This window comes from Bartonella sp. AA74HLJMH, from assembly GCF_042197045.1.
Classification (GTDB): Bacteria; Pseudomonadota; Alphaproteobacteria; order Rhizobiales; family Rhizobiaceae; genus Bartonella.
Window position 1 is genome coordinate 1 of sequence record NZ_JBHIRJ010000179.1, and the last position, 500, is coordinate 500.

Sequence of the window (500 nt, forward strand, 5' to 3'; positions counted from 1 at the left end):
CATATTTTTTCAATCAGAATGGGACGCTATCGTTAAGAGCTGTTCTATAATCTTGAGCACCTGAAGCGATAGCATAATTTTGAGAAGTAATGGGTGAAGGGGATGCTGATTGCTCTTTCTTTGCATCAAGCAAATACAACTCGCCTTTGAATTGTGGTAAGACAATCTCTGTTGTGTAACGGTCATGCCCATTTTTATCTTGCCATTTGCGTGTCTGTAATTTTCCTTCTATGTAAACCTTTGAACCTTTGTTTAGATATTGAAGTGCAATTTTTGCCAAATGTGGATTAAAAATCACCACGGAATGCCATTCCGTTTTCTCTACTTTTTGATGAGTATTTTTATCCGTATAGCTTTCAGAAGTTGCCATACGAAAATTGGCTACTTCTGTTCCAGAATTCATTGTTTTGCTTTCGGGATCAGCACCTAAACGCCCGATTAACATCACTTTATTTAGCATGTTTTTTCTTACCTTAAATTTGTATTTTAATACATAGAAA

At 35.8% G+C, this 500-nt stretch carries 1 protein-coding gene; it reads right to left on the bottom strand.

Features of this window, described 5'->3' with window-relative positions; translation table 11 throughout:
* Positions 1-13 precede the first annotated feature (13 nt).
* The gene (gene ssb / locus ACFINH_RS10440) at positions 14-460 is read right to left on the bottom strand and encodes a single-stranded DNA-binding protein (protein WP_375633112.1); all 447 of its coding nucleotides are present in this window, start codon (positions 458-460) and stop codon (positions 14-16) included.
* Positions 461-500 lie beyond the last annotated feature (40 nt).